Source organism: Roseateles sp. AC306, from assembly GCF_979253795.1.
This window is the reverse complement of record NZ_CEEDEB010000026.1, coordinates 1-15,560: the sequence shown is the minus strand read 5'-3', so window position 1 is coordinate 15,560 and position 15,560 is coordinate 1. Positions and strand designations below refer to the sequence as shown.

Here is a 15,560-nt window from a genome sequence, read left to right as displayed (position 1 = left end):
ACAGCACCCGCCGTGGTGAGGCCGTGCGAAAACTCCGCCGCTCATGGACATCTACCTGCTCGACTGGGCCAACCTGCTGCTGCGCTGGCTGCATGTCATCACCGTCATCGCCTGGATCGGCGCGTCGTTCTACTTCGTCTGGCTGGACAACCACCTCGTCAAGCCGACCGCCGACGACCTCAAGGCCAAGGGCGTGGACGGCGAGTTGTGGGCCGTGCACGGCGGCGGGTTCTACAACCCGCAGAAGTACATGGTGGCGCCCAGCAATCTGCCGCTCGCGGAAGAGAAGGGCCGCTCCCGAGCTTCCGCGACCCCCCCGGGGGGCGGAGCGCCGCTAAGCGGCGCGACCGGGGGCACCGTGACATTGCATTGGTTCTATTGGGAGAGCTACTGGACGTGGATGAGCGGCTTCGCGCTGTTCGTCGTGCTCTACCTCTTCAACGCCAGCCAGATGCTGATCGACCCGCGCGTCTACCCCTGGGGCGCACCCTGGCAGGCGGTGTGCGCGGCGCTGGGCTTCCTCGTCGTCGGCTCGGCGGTGTACGACATCGCCTGCCAGGCGCTGGGCCGCACGCGCGACGGCAACATCGGCAACGACGGCCGCGTGATGGCTGTGGTGGTGGCCTTCGTCATCTTCGAGACCTGGCTGGCCTGCCAGCTCTTCGCCGGCCGGGCGGCCTTCCTCATCGTCGGCGCCACGCTGGCGACCATGATGACGGCCAACGTGGCGCACTGGATCATCCCGGGACAGAAGAAGGTCATCGCGCAGATGCGCGCGGGCCAGAAGCCCGACCCCATCCACGGCCAGCGCGGCAAGCAGCGCAGCGTGCACAACACCTACTTCGGCCTGCCGGTGTTGGTCGCGATGCTCAGCAACCACTACGGCATGCTGCATCAGCACCCGCACAACTGGGTCGTGCTGTGCGTGCTGATGGCTGCGGGCATCGCCATTCGCATCTTCTTCGTCAAGCGGCACAAGGGCGTCAACAGCTGGGGCGCCGTCGCGCTCGCGTTGGCGCTGTTGGCTGGGCTCATCGCCTGGATGGCGCCCAAGCCGCAGCCTGTTGTCGCCGCGGTTGCGCCGGTAACGCTCGCGCAAGTGCAGGCCATCGCCGCGCAGCGCTGCCTGATGTGCCACACGGGTGAAGTCGCGCAGAAGGGCGTGCGGCTGGACTCGGCTGAGGCGATGACGGCGCACAAGGCGCAGATCTACCAGCAGGTTGTCGTGCAGCGCGCCATGCCGCTGAACAACGCGACCGGGCTGACCGAGGAAGAGCGCATGCTGATCGGCCGCTGGGCCCAGCAGCCATGACCCTCGACCCGCGCGCGCTGTTGCGTCAGCTCTACGACGTGGCCGTCGCGAGCGCGCTGCCGGGCCGCGTGCTGGCGGTGCATCTGCCGCCGCCCCCAAAAGGCCGCACGCTGGTGATCGGCGCCGGCAAGGCGGGGGGCGCGATGGCGCAGGCGCTGGAGGCGGCCTGGCCGGCGGACGCACCGTTGTCCGGGCTCGTCATCACGCGCTACGGCCATGTGCCCAAGGACTTCAAGCCGCGCCGGCTTGAAGTCGTTGAGGCCGCCCACCCCGTGCCCGACGCCGCCGGCCTGGCCGCCACGCAGAAATTGCTCGCGTTGACCCGTGGCCTCACCGCCGACGACCTCGTCATCTGCCTCATCTCCGGCGGCGGCTCCGCGCTGCTGAGCCTGCCGGCGCCGGGGCTCACGCTGGCCGACAAGCAGGCTGTCAACCGCGCGCTGCTCAACAGCGGCGCCTCCATCGGTGAGATGAACTGCGTGCGCAAGCACCTGTCCGCCATCAAGGGCGGGCGGCTCGCGGCCGGCTGTGCGCCAGCGCGCGTGCTGACGCTGGCCATCAGCGACGTGCCCGGCGACGATCCCGCGGTCATCGCCTCCGGCCCGACCGTGGCCGATGCCTCCACCTGCGCCGACGCCTTGGCCATCTGCCGCCGCTACAAGATCGAGCTGGCGCCAGCCGCCCGCGCCGGCCTCACGTCGGGCGAATTCGAGACGCCCAAGCCTGGCGACGAACGGCTGGCCGGCCATGAACTCGTCATGCTGGCCACGCCGCAGATGAGCTTGCAGGCCGCCGCCGACGCTGCCCGCGCACAGGGCATTGCCGCCCACATCCTCAGCGACGAAATCGAGGGCGAGTCGCGCGTCATCGGCGGCATGCACGCCGCCCTGGCCCGCGCCATTGCACGGCGTGGCGAGCCCTTCACCAGGCCTTGCGTGATCCTGTCCGGCGGCGAGACGACGGTGACCGTCGACGCCGCCAAGCCAACAGGGCAGGGCGGCCGCGCCACCGAATTCCTGCTCGGCTGCGCACTCGCGCTGCAATGCGAGCCCGGCGTCTGGGCGCTGGCGGCGGACACCGATGGCATCGATGGCGTCGGCCCCCATGCCGGCGCGCTGCTCACGCCCACCAGCCTGGCCCGCGCCCGCGCGCTCGGCCTCAACCCGCAGGCCCTGCTGGACGGCCATGACAGCGCCAGCTTCTTCGCGCCGCTGGGCGACCTGCTCACGCCCGGGCCGAGCTTCACGAATGTGAATGACTTCCGTGCATTGCTGATCGTTTAGCGCAGGTGAAGTCCGTGGTGCGGCCGCACCCTTCGTCCTAGACTGGATCGCATCCCATGTCGGGAAGGAGTCCACGATGACAGCAGCAGCCGCCGAGCGTTTCTTCGTCAAGCACAACGCCCTGCCCACCATGCCCGAGGTAGCCTCGCGGCTGCTGAAGAGCTTCGACGACGACAACGTCGGCTTGGCCCAGATCGCGGCGCTGATCGAGAAGGACGGCGCGCTGACCGCCAAGGTGCTGCGCCTGGCAAACTCGGCCCACTACAGCCCGTCGCATCAGATCTCCACCGTCATTGACGCCGCCCACGCGCTGGGCCTGGAGACGTTGCGCAACCTCGCGATGGCCGCCTGCCTCAGCGGCGCTTTCCCCAAGGTGCAGGGGCTGGACCGCACCGTGTTCTGGCGCCACAGCATCGCCACCGCCAACTACGCGCGCATCCTTGCCCGCATGCTGGGCGCGGATGGCGCGACGACCGACACCGCCTACCTCGCCGGCCTGATGCTGCGCACCGGCCAACTGCTGATGGCCATCGACGCGCCGCAGCTGGTGGCCGACGTCGAGGCGCACGCCGCCGAGCCCGGCAGCCGCTTCTCGCTGGAGGAGCACCGCTTCGGCTGCACCCATGCCGACGTGACGGCGTCGCTCGCCGATCACTGGCACTTCCCGGACCGCATGGTGGAGGCCTTCAAGGACGCCAACGCGCCGCTGGAGATTCGCCCCTTCTCACTGATTGCCGCCGTGCTGCATGTGGCCGAGGTGCTGGCCGACGCCGCCGAGCACCACGACGAGCCGGTGCATGCGCTGAAGGTGGCGGTGCCCGAGCTGATCGAGCACCTGCACTTGGACCTCGACCTGCTGGCCAGCAAGGTGGCGGCAGCAGGTGACCCATCCGCTGAAGTCGAGCAGATGCTGCATTGATGGGGTCTGCATTCGAATCGACGCCGATGCTCGCGCGCAGTGCATGTCTGGCGGCTCGCTTGCTTGCTCGCATGCGCAGACTCCGCAAGCGGGCTGGACGTATTGCTGAAGGCGCCAGCCGATAGTTTCTGGAGCGACGATGAAGGCATCGTGGACCGTTGGAACACGGACGTGGCGGTGCCCTCCGGCTGGCGTGTGTAGCCCTTCCCTGCGCGCGTTCCTGCTGATCGAATCGAATGCGGTGGCCGCAGCCTGGCGTGTTGCCTGACTATTGGCAGCCTGCCTGCGCGGACTCACTCGGCGCCCCATAGCGCAGCCGCATCCAGCGGGCGTCCGGCTGCCACAGGAAGACATGGTCGAAGCTCGTCTCGCAGAGTTCCGGCAGTTGCGGGCCGCCCAGCGCCGTCAGGATGGCCGGCACGGTGTTGCTATGGCCCACGACGAGCACGACGCCGGTCTGAGCATGCACCGCATCGGCCACCGCCTGCACATGCCCGGCCTTGGCATTGACCACCTGCGGCTCAATGCCCAGCGCTTTGGCCAGCGGCGCCGCCGTGTCGCGCGTGCGGCGGTATTGCGTCGTCAGGATGACGTTCACGCGCAGCCCGGCCAATGCCTCCGCCAGAGCCTGGGCACGCTGCTCGCCGGCCGGCGTCAGCGCCGGGTCGCCTGCGGGCTCGGTGGCACGCTCGGCATGGCGCACGAGGATGACCAGATCCGGCATGGCGTTGGCAGGGGAGGCGAAGAGCGTTGTCAGCAACAACGCCGCGGGCAGGACAGACAAGGGCTTCATCGCAACTCCAGAGGGCTCCAGGCAAGGGCTCACACCATTCTCGCCATGCCCTGCCAGTTACCATGCCGGCCCCATGCCGCACGCCTTTTCCCCGCCCCATGTCCCTGCCGTTTGAACTCCAGGTCGGCTGGCGCTATGTCCGCGCCGGCCGCGGCGGGCGGCGCAACCGCTTCATCAGCTTCATCTCCGGCGCGTCCATGATCGGCATCGCGCTGGGCGTGATGGCGCTGATCGTCGTGCTGTCGGTCATGAACGGCTTCCAGAGGGAAGTGCGCGACCGCATGCTCAACGTCATCGCCCACGTCGAGCTGCTGGACTACGCCGGCCAGGGGCTGCCCGATTGGCAGGCCACGGCCGCCAAGGCGCGGCAGATGCCCGAGGTCATCGGCGCGGCGCCCTTCGTCGCCAGCCAGAGCCTCATCGCCCGCGGTGAAGACATGCGCGGCGCCGTCATCCGCGGCATCTCACCGGCCGAGGAGGCCACCGTCACGGGTCTCGGCGCCCAACTCAAGGACACGGCCTATGCCAAGCTCGTGCCCGGCGCCTGGAACATCGTGCTGGGTGCCGAGCTGGCCCGGCAGCTGAACGTGGGCGAGGGCGACAAGATCACCGTCGTTGCGCCCGGCGGCCAGGTCACGCCGGCCGGCGTCGTGCCGCGGCTGAAGAGCTTCAATGTCGTCGGCATCTTCAACTCGGGCCACTACGAATACGACTCCGGCCTGGCCCTCGTGCATGTGGAGGACGCCGCCAAGCTCTTCCGCACCGGCGGCCCGACCGGCGTGCAGCTCAAGCTGAGCGACGTGCACGACGCCCGCCGTGTGGCTGCCGAACTGGCCGGCCGCATGGGCCCGGACATCCGCGTGCGCGACTGGACGCGCTCCAACGCGACCTGGTTCGACGCCGTGCAGATCGAGAAACGCATGATGAGCATCGTGCTGACGCTGATCGTCGCCGTCGCGGCCTTCAACCTTGTGTCGACGCTGGTGATGACGGTGACCGACAAGCAGAGCGACATCGCCATCCTGCGCACGCTCGGCGCCAGCCCGCGCTCCATCATGAGCATCTTCATCGTGCAGGGCGCGGTGTCGGGCGTCATCGGCACGCTGGCCGGCGTGGTGCTCGGCCTGCTCATCGCCTTCAACATCGACGTCATCGTGCCGGCCATCGAACATCTGCTCAATGTCAGTTTCCTGCCGGGCAGCATCTACCTCATCAGCCAGATGCCCAGCGACCCGCAGCAGGCCGACATCGTGCCCATCGCCATCGGCTCGCTGAGCCTGGCCTTCCTCGCCACGCTCTACCCGAGCTGGCGCGCCAGCCGCGTGCAGCCGGCAGAGGCGCTGCGCTATGAGTGATTTGATTCTCCAAGCCACCGGGCTGACCCGCCGCTTTGAAGAGGGCGGCCTGGACGTGACCGTGCTGCGTGGCGTCGACCTGAACGTGAAGCGCGGCGAGACGCTCGCCATCGTCGGCGCCTCGGGCTCGGGCAAGTCCACGCTGCTGCATCTGCTGGGTGGGCTGGATTCGCCGACGCAGGGCGGCGTCACGCTGATGGGCAAGTCGCTCGCCTCGATGGACGAGGCCGAGCGCGGCCGCTGGCGCAACCAGCAGCTGGGCTTCGTCTACCAGTTCCATCACCTGCTGCCCGAGTTCTCGGCGCTGGACAACGTCGCCATGCCGCTGCGCATCCGCCGCCAGACGCCCGCCCAGGCGCGCGAGGTGGCGGCCGAGATGCTGGCTCGCGTCGGGTTGAAGGAGCGTGCGTTGCACCGCCCGTCCGAACTCTCCGGCGGCGAGCGCCAGCGCGTGGCCATCGCCCGCGCGTTGGTCACCCGACCGGCCTGTGTTTTGGCCGACGAGCCCACCGGCAACCTCGACCGTGACACCGCCAACGCCGTGTTCGCGCTGATGCTGGAGCGCGCCCGCGAGCAGGGTACGGCCTTCGTTCTTGTCACCCATGACCGCGACCTCGCGGCGCGCTGCGACCGGCAGCTGCTGCTGGTTGCGGGCCAATTTCAAACGACCTCGGCATGACTCCGCGTTTCGTTCTCAAGCTCTCCTGCCCCGACCGCTCCGGCATCGTCCACGCCGTCACCGGCATGCTGCTGCAGCAGGGCGGCAACATCCTGACGTCACACCAGCATGGCGACGCTGACCATGCCCGCTTCTTCATGCGCATCGAGTTCGAGGCCCAGGCTGAAGAGACCGCATTGCAGGCCGCCTTTACGCCGCTGGCCGCCGAGTTCGGCATGGATTGGGAGCTGGTGGCCCGCGCCCGCAAGACGCGCGTGCTGCTGCTGGTCTCCAAGCTCGGCCATTGCCTGAACGACCTGCTGTTCCGCGTGCAGACGGGGCACCTGCCGATCGAGATTCCGGCCATCGTGTCCAACCACCGCGATTTCTACCAACTCGCGGCCTCGCACAACATTCCCTTCCACCACTTCCCATTGCTGGGCGCGACCGACGCGCAGAAGGCCGCGCAGGAGGACAAGATCCGTGAAGTGGTGGCGGACAACCAGATCGACCTCGTCGTGCTGGCCCGCTACATGCAGATCCTGTCGCCCGAGCTGTGTCGTGATCTGTCGGGCAAGGCCATCAACATCCATCACAGCTTCCTGCCCAGCTTCAAGGGTGCCAGGCCCTACCACCAGGCCTACCAACGCGGCGTGAAGCTGATCGGCGCAACGGCCCATTACGTCACCAGCGACCTCGACGAGGGCCCGATCATCGAGCAGGAAGTGGCGCGGATCGACCACAGCATGCCGCCCGAGCAGCTCGTCGGCATCGGCCGCGACATGGAGTGCGTGGCCTTGGCCAGAGCCATCCAGTGGCATGCCGAGCACCGGGTGTTACTCAACGGCAACCGCACGGTCGTCTTCCGCTGAGATAAAAAGGCAGGCATGTGGATCGATACCCACTGCCACCTCGACGCGGCCGAGTTCAACGCCGACCGTGACGCCGTCGTCGCCCGCGCCAAGGCGGCGGGCGTCACGCAGATCGTCATACCGGCCGTTGCTGCGAGCAACCTCGACACGGTGCGCCTGCTGGCCATCGAGCACGGCTTGACGTATGCGCTCGGCATCCATCCGCTGCGCGTGATGGGCGCTGCGGAGGGCGACCTCGACAAGTTGGCCGAGGCGCTGGAAACGCATCACGTCGACCCGCGCCTCGTCGCCGTCGGCGAGATCGGCCTGGACTTCTTCGTGCCGGGCATCGACCCCGACACTCAGCAACGTTTCTATCTTGAGCAGCTCAAGCTCGCCAAGCGCTTCGGCCTGCCGGTGCTGCTGCATGTGCGCCGCAGCGCAGACAAGCTGTTGGCCGGCCTGCGCCGCGTGGGCTTCACGCACGGCGGCATCGCCCATGCCTTCAACGGCAGCGAGCAGCAGGCGCAGGCCTTCATAGCCCTCGGCTTCAAGCTCGGCTTCGGCGGCACGCTGACCTTCGAGCGCTCGCTACAGATCCGCCGTATTGCGGCCGGCGTGCCCGAGACGGCGCTGGTCATGGAAACCGACGCGCCGGACATTCCGCCGCAGTGGCTCTACAAGACGGCCGAGGAACGCGAGGCCGACCCGGGCCAGGCACGCAACGAGTCGTCCGAGCTGCCGCGCATCGCCGAGAGCCTGGCGGGACTGCGCGGCTGGTCGGCGGAGAAGACGGCCGCGATCACGTCGGCCAACGCGCTTGCGGCGTTGCCCAGGTTGGTCAGTAACTGGTCTCCCTGACGCCAAATGTCATCGTGGATTCCTGATCCGCCTCGCCGGGCAGGCAGCGATAGCCGTTGAAAGCGGTCATGACGATGCGCTTGACGTCCTTGGCTCGCTTGCCCTCGATGCGCACGTTTTCGACGCTGCCATCCGCCTTGATCAGAAAGCGCACGACAAAGCTCAGGTCGCCGCGGGGCATCTTTGCGAAATTCAGTCTTGGCAAGGCTGGGCAGCGACTTTGGGTCGCTTTCACGGCCCCGGACGCCGGGCTGGCTGATTCGGGCACGGCGGGGGTGGTGGCGTCAGATTCGGCTGCCTGGCAGGCCAGCGTGGCGCAGAGCGTGATGAGCAGTAGCAGTTGTTTCATGGTTGGGAATGGTCGTCGGGTTCAAGCGAAATCAAGTGTCAGCGCCACGCGGTCGCCCACGCTGAGCGTTCCGGCACCGCTGCCGCGCGCATAGATGCCGAACTGCACCGGCGCGCCGGGCACGCGTTCGGCGCTCAGCTGGGTCAGCGCGTCGAGCGCGAAGGGTTGCGCCTCGCCGCTTGCCGGGTCCACCGTCGGCACGACGCAGCGCACGCAGACGCTCGTGCGGCGCAAGGTCAACGCGCCGATGAGAGCTTCGGTCATCAGGTCTTCGATGAAGGGCGTCAGCTCGCCACCGTCCTCGGCGCACAGCAGCAGGTTGGGGCGTGCTCGTTGAGCCAGCCCGTTCAGCGGCCGGGCCAGCGCATCCCGCCAGGACTGCAGCGAGCCGTTGCCAATGACGTGCAGCGCGTTCAGGACGGGCCGCCGCTGGGCCTCGATGCTCAACCGCACCAGCCGCAGGCGCTCGCCGGTCGTGGTGTGCAGCAGCGCGGCGGCGTCCTCGCCGGCATCCCAGACTTGCAGGACATCGAAGGCCTGCCGCTCGCCGTTCCAGCCGCGCACATCCAACGGGTCGCCCCCGTCGCCCGGCACCGTCAACGAACGCCCCTCGGCTTGCAACTCCAGGTCAGCGCCCACCAGCCGCGTGTGCACCAGGGCCAGCCGCGGATGCGCGCCCATCCAGGTCAGCTCGCCGCTCGCATCAACGATGCCCCAGCCGCGGTCACCCACGGGCCAGCCGTCGGCATCCAGTGGCAGCGTGTCGACCGCCTCACCGGCGCAGGACTTGACGGGGTAGCGCCACAGCCCGGCGATGCGGGCGATCAGATCGGCCATGGTGGTTTCAGCCTTCGCGATTGCGGGGTGCGAGCGGCGTCTCCGGCACCGGGTAGCCGGCGGCGCCAAACGCCGCAACGACGGCCTTGTGGGTGTCGAAGTAGACCTGCCAGTAATGGTCCGTGTGGCAGTAGGGCCGCACGCACAGCAGCGGGCCTTCGGGCGTGAACTGCAGGATTTCGATGTCGGGCGCCGGTGTGGCCAGCACGTTCGGGATTGCCGCGATGGCGGGCCTGAGCCGCGCGATGGCGTCCAGCGGGTCGACGCTGTTGGCGACCTTGGCCAGGCAGTCGACGCGGCGGAAGGCCTGCGCGGAGTAGTTCTGGATGGCGCCGCTGAACACGGTGTTGTTGCCGACGAGGGTGTGCACGTTGTCCGGCGTGTTGATGGTGGTGCCGAACAGGCCGATCTCGGTCACCGTGCCTGTCACGCCGCCGGCCTGCACGAAGTCGCCGACCTTGAACGGCCGCAGCACCTGCATGAAGACGCCGGCCGCAAAGTGCGTCAACAAACCGCCCCAGGCGGTGCCTATGGCCAGGCCGGCGCCGGCCAGCAGCGCGGCGAAGGAGGTGGTCTTGACGCCGAAGATGTCCAGGATCGCGAGGATGAGGATCAGGTTCAGCAACACGCTCAGGATGGAGCGCAGATAGGTGGCCAGCGTCGAGTCGATGCGATGGCCGCGTTGCAGCGCCGCCGAGAAGACCCGCAGCGCGATTGAAATGAGCCACCGGCCCACGACCCAGGCGGCGATGGCCGCGAGAATCTTCAGGCCGAAATCCACGCCCTGCGTGCTGAGAAACAGCCAGATGGCTTCCGTATTCATCATGTCGAGTCACTCCCTGTGAAAACCCGCGCATCGTCGCAGCCGCCTGCCGTGTTTGCCAAGGCTGCGAACCCCGAAATTGAGCGTCTCGTCGGCCTTGCGCCGGTGTTCGATGCGCAAGCCCGGCTGCTGGTGCTGGGCAGTTTCCCCGGCGCTGCCTCGCTGCAGGCGGCGCAGTACTACGCCCATCCGCGCAATGCCTTCTGGCCGCTGATGGGCGCGCTGCTCGGCGAGGCCGACCTGCCGGCGCGGCCGTATGAACAACGTCTGCAGACATTGCGCCGCCACCAGGTTGCGCTGTGGGACGCCGTGGCCGCCTGCCGCCGCGAGGGCAGCCTGGACACGGCCATCGAGGCCGCCGAACCGAGCGATCTGCGGGAGTTGCTGGCCAGGCTGCCGGCGCTGCGCGCCATCGCCTGCAACGGCGCGCTGGCGCACAAGCAGGCGCTGCTGGCCTTGGGCGCGGTCAGCTTGCCCGTGCTGCGCCTGCCGTCTACGAGCCCGGCGCATGCGGGCATGAGCCTGCCCGCCAAGGTCGATGCCTGGCGCGCGGCACTGCAGCTTTACCTGCCCCGCGAAGGACGCGTGGCCTAGGATGCTTCGCCAATGAAAACCAAGACACCCACCTGGGCCCCCGCCACGCTGAGCGAGTTTGACGGCGTGCGCTTTCTGCACCTGGATTCGATCTGGGTCCAGGGCGCCATGCGCATCCGCAAACCTGATCAGCTCGAGCTTGAATACGTCCAGCGCATGTGTGCCTGGATGCTGTGGCGAGACCCGGCGGCGCTCGGCGAGGGCCACGCGGTGCAGCTCGGCCTGGGGGCGGCGGCGCTGACGCGCTTTTGCCATGGCCAGCTGAAGATGCGCACCACGGCCGTCGAGATCAACCCCGAGGTCATCGCTGCTTGCCGGCACTGGTTCCGACTGCCCGCGGACGACGCGCGGCTCAAGGTCGTCAACGAGGACGCCGCGCGCTGGGTCAACGACGACGCCCACCTGCAGACGGTCGACGTGCTCAACGTCGACCTCTACGACCACGAGGCCGCCTCGCCCGTGCTGGATGACGAGGCCTTCTACGCCGCCTGCCGTGGCGTGCTGGCCGATGGCGGCCTGATGACGGTCAACCTGTTCGGCCGCAGCGCCAGCTTCGCGCGCAGCGCGCTGCGCATCGCCCGGGCCTTCGGGTCGGATCAGGTCTGGAGCTTGGCGCCCACCAAAGAGGGCAACACCGTCGTCGTCGCTGCCCGTGGCGTGCAGGTGCCGCACCGCGACGTGCTGGAGCAGCGCGCGGCTACTATCGAATCGCGCTTCAAACTGCCGGCCCAGAAGTGGCTGCGCCTCGTGAGGCCGTTGCCCGTGAGCATCCTGCAAGCGCTTTAGAACACGACGCCGATGACCCCCAAGCCCAATCCAGCGCCCGCGACACCGTCCAAGCCCGAAGGCCGCCTGGAATGGCGGCAACTGCTGAAGTGGTTGCTCAAGGATGGACTCATCGACGAGGCCCAGTCGCTGCGCACCGAGCAGCGTTTTGCGGCCGGTGACAGCTCACTGCACCCGCTGGTGCGGCTGGGCCACGCCAGCCTGGTGCGCCTGACCACGGGGAAGCCGCTGGACGTGGACGCGCTGTCCGAATGGCTGGCCGTGCGCGTGGGCTTGCCTTACCTTCGCATCGACCCGCTGAAGGTCGATGTCGGCCGCGTCGGCGACGTGATGTCCATCGGCTATGCCGAGGCCAAGCGCTGCCTGCCGGTGCAGTTCGGTGTCAACGACGTCACCATCGCGACGTCTGAGCCTTTCGACACCGCCTGGGTGCCGCAGATCGAGTCGCATGTGCGCAAGCCGATCAAGCTGGTCATCGCCAACCCTCTGGACATCGCCCGCTACACAACCGAGTTCTTTACGCTGGCCCGCTCCGTGCGCCAGGCCGCCAAGGCGGGCGAGCAGAGTCAGGTGGCGAGCTTCGAGCAGCTCGTCGAGCTGGGCCGCAACAACAAGCAGCTGGATGCCAACGACCAGGGCGTCGTGCAGGTCGTCGACTGGCTGTGGCAATACGCCTTCGACCAACGTGCGAGCGACATCCACCTGGAGCCGCGCCGCGAAATGGGCGTCATCCGCTTTCGCATTGATGGCGTGCTGCACACGGTCTACCAATTGCCGCCCACCGTGATGGCGGCGATGACCTCGCGCATCAAGCTGCTGGGCCGCATGGATGTCGTCGAGAAGCGCCGCCCGCTGGACGGCCGCATCAAGACGCGCAACCCGGCCGGCGATGAAGTCGAAATGCGGCTGTCGACGCTGCCCACGGCCTTCGGCGAGAAGATGGTCATGCGCATCTTCGACCCCGACACCGCGGTCAAGGACCTGGCGTCGCTGGGCTTCGGCAGCCACGACTCCGACCGCTGGGAAAGCCTGACCAAGCAGCCCCACGGCATCATCCTCGTGACCGGCCCGACCGGCAGCGGCAAGACGACGACGCTCTATTCGACGCTCAAGCGCCTGGCCACCGACGAGGTCAACGTCACGACCATCGAAGACCCGATCGAGATGATCGAGCCGGCCTTCAACCAGACGCAGGTGCAGAACGTCCTCGACTTCGGCTTCGCTGAAGGCCTCCGCGCACTGATGCGCCAGGACCCGGACATCATCATGGTCGGCGAAATCCGCGACCTGGAAACGGCCGAGATGGCCATCCAGGCCGCGCTTACAGGGCACCTGGTGTTCAGCACCCTGCATACCAACGACTCGGTCTCCGCCATCACGCGCCTGCTGGACCTGGGCGTGCCGAGCTACCTGCTCAGCGCCACGATCATTGGCGTGCTGGCCCAGCGCCTGGTGCGCACGCTCTGCCCGCATTGCAAGGAGCCCGACCCGCTTGTCACGCGCGAAAGCCTGAATGAGCTGGTGAAGCACTGGCGGCTGGGCGGTGGCGTCAAACCCTACAAGCCGGTCGGCTGCCTGGAATGTCGCAACACGGGCTTCCGTGGCCGTGCCGGTCTCTATGAGCTGCTGTCAGTGACCGAGGGCGTCAAGTCGACGCTGAGCGACCTCACCGGTCTGCGCCGCCAAGCCATGCAGGAAGGGCTGCGGCCGCTGCGCCTGGCTGGTGCCATGAAAGTGGCCGAGGGCGTGACGACGGTGGAAGAAGTGCTGCGCAGCACGCCAGCGTGGGAAGGCTAGCTTGGGCCGGCTGGCTTACGTGTAATCCACAGGCCGCCGCCCGCCCCCCGCTGCCAGAATTCTCGCCACAACATTTCGCGCCTTCCCGCGGCGCTGGAGACAAGACGCGATGAAGATCAAGAGCCAGCGGGACTTCTTTTCAGGCCTGCTTTTCCTGGCAATCGGTGTGGCATTCGCCTGGGGTGCCACCGACTACTCCTTCGGATCCTCGGCGCGCCCGGGTCCTGCGTACTTCCCCTTTGGCCTCGGCATCCTGCTGGCGTTGCTCGGCGGTCTCGTGCTGTTCAAGGCGCTGACGCTTGAGTCCGAAGGCGGCGACCCCATTGGCGACATCGCCTGGCGACCTCTGCTGGTCATCATCCTCGCCATCACCGTCTTCGGCCTCGCGCTGCCGCGGCTGGGGCTGTCCTGCACGCTGCCCCTCACCATTGTGTTGTCTTCCCTGGCTGGCCGTGAGTTTCATTGGCGCGGCGTGCTGATCAGTTGTGTGCTGCTGACCGTCGGCAGTTGGGCTCTCTTCATCGTGGGCCTGAAGCTGACCATTCCGCTCTGGCCCATCTACTTCACCGGCTGAGTCGACGACATGGACCTGCTCAACAACCTCGCTCTCGGCTTCCAGACGGCGCTGAGCCTGCAGAACCTGGCCTACGCCTTCTTCGGCACCGTGCTTGGCACATTGATCGGCGTGTTGCCAGGCCTCGGCCCCGTCGCAACCATCGCGATGCTGCTGCCGTCCATCTACACACTGGACGCCACGCCGGCCCTCATCATGCTGGCCGGCATCTATTACGGCGCGCAGTACGGCGGCTCCACCACCGCCATCCTGATCAACGTGCCGGGCGAATCCAGCTCGGTTGTGACCGCGATCGACGGCTACCAGATGGCCCGCCGTGGCCGTGCCGGCGCCGCGCTCGCCGCCGCCGGCCTGGGCAGCTTCTTCGCTGGCTGTGTCGGCACCATCATCATTGCGGCCTTCGCCCCTCCGCTGACTGAACTCGCCTTCAAGTTCGGCTCGGCTGAATACTTCTCGCTGATGGTGCTTGGCTTGGTCGGCGCCGTCGTGCTGGCGTCCGGTTCGCTCGTCAAGGCGATTTCGATGATCGTCCTGGGCCTGTTGCTCGGCCAGATCAACACCGACGTCATCACCGGCACTGCGCGCTATTCCTTCGATATTCCCGAGTTGACGGACGGTATTGGTTTCGTCGTCATCGCCATGGGCGTTTTCGGTTTTGGCGAGATCATCGCCAACCTGGGCCAGCCGGAGGAGCACCGCGAAGTCTTCACCAAGGAAGTGAAGGGCCTATGGCCCACGCGTGAAGACTTCCAGGATGCGTGGCCATCGGTGCTGCGTGGCACTGCCTTGGGTTCGGTCCTTGGCGTGCTGCCTGGCGGAGGCGCTCTCCTTGCCTCGTTCGCGGCCTACACCCTCGAGAAGAAGATCAATCGCAACCCTCGCGTGCCGTTCGGCAAAGGCGCCATCCAGGGCGTAGCGGGACCGGAGAGTGCCAACAACGCCGGCGCCCAGACCAGCTTCATCCCGATGCTGACGCTGGGGATCCCGCCCAACGCCGTCATGGCGCTCATGGTCGGCGCCATGACGATCAAGGGCATCCAGCCCGGTCCCCAGGTCATGACCAGCAACCCGGAACTCTTCTGGGGGCTGATCGCATCAATGTGGATCGGCAACCTGATGCTCATCGTGCTGAACCTGCCGCTGATCGGCATCTGGATCAAGCTGCTGACGGTGCCCTACCGCTTCCTGTTCCCGGCCATCGTCGTCTTCTGCTGCATCGGCACCTACTCGCTGAACAACAACAACTTCGATGTCTTCATGACAGCCGGCTTCGCGCTGCTGGGCTACATCTTCTACAAGCTCAGCTGCGAGCCAGCACCATTGCTGCTCGGCTTCATCCTTGGTCCCATGATGGAAGAGAACCTGCGTCGTGCGCTGCTGCTGGCGCGCGGCGACTGGAGTACCTTCCTGACTCGCCCGTTGTCCGCCGGCTTGTTGATTGCCGCTGCACTGATGATCGTGGTGGTCATGCTGCCGTCCATCAAGAACAAGCGCGAGGAAGCTTTCCAGGAAGAGGCTTGACCCAAGGGCTTGGCGCACGCTGCCGCTGGGTAAGGGATCGCCCCCCGTGTTGAGAATCTGCGAGTAGCGGTGCTACTCCGTCCCAGGTATCCATAGAGCTCGCGGCGTCGTGGACCTGTAAAAAGCCGGGCGAACGCTTGGTCGTGCGCAAGCTCACATGGTTGGTGCGAACGCTTGCGCCTGATCAAAAACCTGTGCTACAGTCGTGGGCTTCGCTGATGACAAAGCGCTGAGTGATCTGGAGACG

At 67.3% G+C, this 15,560-nt stretch carries 16 protein-coding genes; 12 read left to right on the top strand and 4 right to left on the bottom strand.

The features are described from left to right. Positions 1 to 43 precede the first annotated feature (43 nt). The 3 genes from AC0IZJ_RS27315 to AC0IZJ_RS27305 all read left to right on the top strand — a co-directional run bounded on the left by AC0IZJ_RS27315 (position 44) and on the right by AC0IZJ_RS27305 (position 3,514). Complete coding sequence (locus AC0IZJ_RS27315; RefSeq protein ID WP_471855252.1) at positions 44 to 1,312, top strand: urate hydroxylase PuuD; 1,269 nt, start codon at positions 44 to 46, stop codon at positions 1,310 to 1,312. Further along, positions 1,309 to 2,595 carry a glycerate kinase type-2 family protein gene (locus AC0IZJ_RS27310; RefSeq protein ID WP_471855250.1) on the top strand — a complete coding sequence of 429 codons (1,287 nt, stop codon included), beginning with the start codon at positions 1,309 to 1,311 and terminating at the stop codon, positions 2,593 to 2,595. The genes AC0IZJ_RS27315 and AC0IZJ_RS27310 overlap by 4 nt, the downstream gene beginning before the upstream one ends. Before the next feature lie 76 nt (positions 2,596 to 2,671). Beyond that, positions 2,672 to 3,514, top strand: a complete 843-nt coding sequence (locus AC0IZJ_RS27305; RefSeq protein ID WP_471855248.1) for an HDOD domain-containing protein — start codon at positions 2,672 to 2,674, stop codon at positions 3,512 to 3,514. Between the two features lie 268 nt (positions 3,515 to 3,782). Here the strand turns inward: AC0IZJ_RS27305 and AC0IZJ_RS27300 are convergent, their stop codons facing one another. Then, on the bottom strand, positions 3,783 to 4,307 hold the full coding sequence (locus tag AC0IZJ_RS27300; protein WP_471855247.1) for a SixA phosphatase family protein: 525 nt from the start codon (positions 4,305 to 4,307) through the stop codon (positions 3,783 to 3,785). Positions 4,308 to 4,405: 98 nt separating this feature from the next. Between AC0IZJ_RS27300 and AC0IZJ_RS27295 the strand changes: the two genes are divergently transcribed. The 4 genes from AC0IZJ_RS27295 to AC0IZJ_RS27280 are packed head-to-tail and all read left to right on the top strand — an operon-like array spanning position 4,406 to position 8,032. Continuing rightward, on the top strand, positions 4,406 to 5,662 hold the full coding sequence (locus AC0IZJ_RS27295; protein WP_471855245.1) for a lipoprotein-releasing ABC transporter permease subunit: 1,257 nt from the start codon (positions 4,406 to 4,408) through the stop codon (positions 5,660 to 5,662). Further along, positions 5,655 to 6,341, top strand: a complete 687-nt coding sequence (gene lolD, locus AC0IZJ_RS27290; protein WP_471855243.1) for a lipoprotein-releasing ABC transporter ATP-binding protein LolD — start codon at positions 5,655 to 5,657, stop codon at positions 6,339 to 6,341. Before AC0IZJ_RS27295 ends, lolD begins: the two co-directional genes overlap by 8 nt. Next, the gene (gene purU / locus AC0IZJ_RS27285; RefSeq protein WP_471855241.1) at positions 6,338 to 7,192 is read left to right on the top strand and encodes a formyltetrahydrofolate deformylase; all 855 of its coding nucleotides are present in this window, start codon (positions 6,338 to 6,340) and stop codon (positions 7,190 to 7,192) included. Before lolD ends, purU begins: the two co-directional genes overlap by 4 nt. Positions 7,193 to 7,207: 15 nt before the next feature. Then, on the top strand, positions 7,208 to 8,032 hold the full coding sequence (locus AC0IZJ_RS27280; protein WP_471855240.1) for a TatD family hydrolase: 825 nt from the start codon (positions 7,208 to 7,210) through the stop codon (positions 8,030 to 8,032). Here AC0IZJ_RS27280 and AC0IZJ_RS27275 read toward each other — a convergent pair. Genes AC0IZJ_RS27275 through AC0IZJ_RS27265 form a run of 3 tightly spaced genes read right to left on the bottom strand, consistent with a single transcriptional unit; the run spans position 8,013 to position 10,041 of the window. Beyond that, positions 8,013 to 8,381 carry a hypothetical protein gene (locus tag AC0IZJ_RS27275; RefSeq protein WP_471855238.1) on the bottom strand — a complete coding sequence of 123 codons (369 nt, stop codon included), beginning with the start codon at positions 8,379 to 8,381 and terminating at the stop codon, positions 8,013 to 8,015. The genes AC0IZJ_RS27280 and AC0IZJ_RS27275 overlap by 20 nt on opposite strands. Positions 8,382 to 8,402: 21 nt before the next feature. Beyond that, complete coding sequence (locus AC0IZJ_RS27270; RefSeq protein ID WP_471855236.1) at positions 8,403 to 9,218, bottom strand: MOSC domain-containing protein; 816 nt, start codon at positions 9,216 to 9,218, stop codon at positions 8,403 to 8,405. Positions 9,219 to 9,225: 7 nt separating this feature from the next. Then, positions 9,226 to 10,041 (bottom strand): mechanosensitive ion channel family protein, encoded by an 816-nt coding sequence (locus tag AC0IZJ_RS27265; protein ID WP_471855308.1) that lies wholly within the window; start codon positions 10,039 to 10,041, stop codon positions 9,226 to 9,228. A gap of 18 nt (positions 10,042 to 10,059) precedes the next feature. Between AC0IZJ_RS27265 and AC0IZJ_RS27260 the strand changes: the two genes are divergently transcribed. From AC0IZJ_RS27260 to AC0IZJ_RS27240, 5 genes are all read left to right on the top strand, one after another. After that, positions 10,060 to 10,635 carry a DNA-deoxyinosine glycosylase gene (locus tag AC0IZJ_RS27260; protein ID WP_471855235.1) on the top strand — a complete coding sequence of 192 codons (576 nt, stop codon included), beginning with the start codon at positions 10,060 to 10,062 and terminating at the stop codon, positions 10,633 to 10,635. A 12-nt stretch (positions 10,636 to 10,647) separates the two neighbouring features. Next, positions 10,648 to 11,421, top strand: a complete 774-nt coding sequence (locus AC0IZJ_RS27255; RefSeq protein WP_471855234.1) for a spermine/spermidine synthase domain-containing protein — start codon at positions 10,648 to 10,650, stop codon at positions 11,419 to 11,421. Between the two features lie 12 nt (positions 11,422 to 11,433). After that, positions 11,434 to 13,218, top strand: coding sequence for a type IV pilus assembly ATPase TfpB (gene tfpB / locus AC0IZJ_RS27250; protein WP_471855232.1), 1,785 nt, complete (start codon positions 11,434 to 11,436; stop codon positions 13,216 to 13,218). Between the two features lie 109 nt (positions 13,219 to 13,327). After that, the gene (locus AC0IZJ_RS27245) at positions 13,328 to 13,792 is read left to right on the top strand and encodes a tripartite tricarboxylate transporter TctB family protein (protein ID WP_471855230.1); all 465 of its coding nucleotides are present in this window, start codon (positions 13,328 to 13,330) and stop codon (positions 13,790 to 13,792) included. A gap of 9 nt (positions 13,793 to 13,801) precedes the next feature. Further along, complete coding sequence (locus tag AC0IZJ_RS27240; RefSeq protein WP_471855228.1) at positions 13,802 to 15,313, top strand: tripartite tricarboxylate transporter permease; 1,512 nt, start codon at positions 13,802 to 13,804, stop codon at positions 15,311 to 15,313. Positions 15,314 to 15,560 lie beyond the last annotated feature (247 nt).

Bases quoted from the DNA above. Each gene is read 5' to 3' on its own strand.
- AC0IZJ_RS27305 (WP_471855248.1), top strand. From the start codon at position 2,672: ATGACAGCAGCAGCCGCCGAGCGTTTCTTCGTCAAGCACAACGCCCTG.
- AC0IZJ_RS27310 (WP_471855250.1), top strand. From the start codon at position 1,309: ATGACCCTCGACCCGCGCGCGCTGTTGCGTCAGCTCTACGACGTGGCC.
- AC0IZJ_RS27265 (WP_471855308.1), bottom strand. From the start codon at position 10,041: ATGAATACGGAAGCCATCTGGCTGTTTCTCAGCACGCAGGGCGTGGAT.
- AC0IZJ_RS27255 (WP_471855234.1), top strand. From the start codon at position 10,648: ATGAAAACCAAGACACCCACCTGGGCCCCCGCCACGCTGAGCGAGTTT.
- AC0IZJ_RS27300 (WP_471855247.1), bottom strand. From the start codon at position 4,307: ATGAAGCCCTTGTCTGTCCTGCCCGCGGCGTTGTTGCTGACAACGCTC.
- AC0IZJ_RS27270 (WP_471855236.1), bottom strand. From the start codon at position 9,218: ATGGCCGATCTGATCGCCCGCATCGCCGGGCTGTGGCGCTACCCCGTC.
- AC0IZJ_RS27315 (WP_471855252.1), top strand. From the start codon at position 44: ATGGACATCTACCTGCTCGACTGGGCCAACCTGCTGCTGCGCTGGCTG.
- AC0IZJ_RS27240 (WP_471855228.1), top strand. From the start codon at position 13,802: ATGGACCTGCTCAACAACCTCGCTCTCGGCTTCCAGACGGCGCTGAGC.
- AC0IZJ_RS27245 (WP_471855230.1), top strand. From the start codon at position 13,328: ATGAAGATCAAGAGCCAGCGGGACTTCTTTTCAGGCCTGCTTTTCCTG.
- AC0IZJ_RS27295 (WP_471855245.1), top strand. From the start codon at position 4,406: ATGTCCCTGCCGTTTGAACTCCAGGTCGGCTGGCGCTATGTCCGCGCC.
- lolD (WP_471855243.1), top strand. From the start codon at position 5,655: ATGAGTGATTTGATTCTCCAAGCCACCGGGCTGACCCGCCGCTTTGAA.
- AC0IZJ_RS27280 (WP_471855240.1), top strand. From the start codon at position 7,208: ATGTGGATCGATACCCACTGCCACCTCGACGCGGCCGAGTTCAACGCC.
- purU (WP_471855241.1), top strand. From the start codon at position 6,338: ATGACTCCGCGTTTCGTTCTCAAGCTCTCCTGCCCCGACCGCTCCGGC.
- AC0IZJ_RS27275 (WP_471855238.1), bottom strand. From the start codon at position 8,381: ATGAAACAACTGCTACTGCTCATCACGCTCTGCGCCACGCTGGCCTGC.
- tfpB (WP_471855232.1), top strand. From the start codon at position 11,434: ATGACCCCCAAGCCCAATCCAGCGCCCGCGACACCGTCCAAGCCCGAA.